Source organism: Rhizobacter sp. P3_C12, from assembly GCF_056402735.1.
This window is the reverse complement of the sequence record NZ_JBFUGW010000669.1, coordinates 1-513: the sequence shown is the minus strand read 5'-3', so window position 1 is coordinate 513 and position 513 is coordinate 1. Positions and strand designations below refer to the sequence as shown.

The 513-nt window shown below is 77.8% G+C and carries 1 pseudogene; it reads right to left on the bottom strand.

The features are described 5' to 3' along the window. Positions 1–513 (bottom strand): annotated as a pseudogene (locus tag AC1DXV_RS35265) (hypothetical protein); the annotation flags it as partial.

The following is a 513-nucleotide window of genomic DNA, read 5'->3' as shown; positions in this document are numbered from 1 at the left end:
CGGGGGGCACAGGTGGGGGTGGTGGGGGCGGGGGGGCCTGAACCGCCGGCGGCACGTAGGCGCCACGAAGTTCGGGCGTGTGGTCGAAGTCGGCCGGGATCGCGGCGGGCGGCGTTGCGGAGGCACCGCCGCCGAACATCGCCAGCGGATCGGTGTTGGCCGAAGCGCCACCCGGCGGGGGGGCGGCGAGGAAGGCGGCCAACGGATCACCGCCGCTGCTGGCGGCAGGCGCATTGCCGAGCCCGAACATCGCGTCGAGGCTGGACGACGGCGCCGCGGTCGGCGAGCCCAGCAGGTCGCCGAGGCTGAAATCCACCGGCAGCGAACCACCGGCCGGCGCAGGCGGCGGCGCGGAAGCGGAGCTGCCCATGAAGCCGGCCAGCGGGTCGGCGGAGGCCGATCCCGACGCCGGTGTCGGCAGGTCGGCGAACGGGTCGAAGTCGTCCGGCAGCCGGGCGGCGGTGGCGGGCGGCGCGACCGGGGGCGGCGGGGCGAATGCCCGCGCGGTGGGCG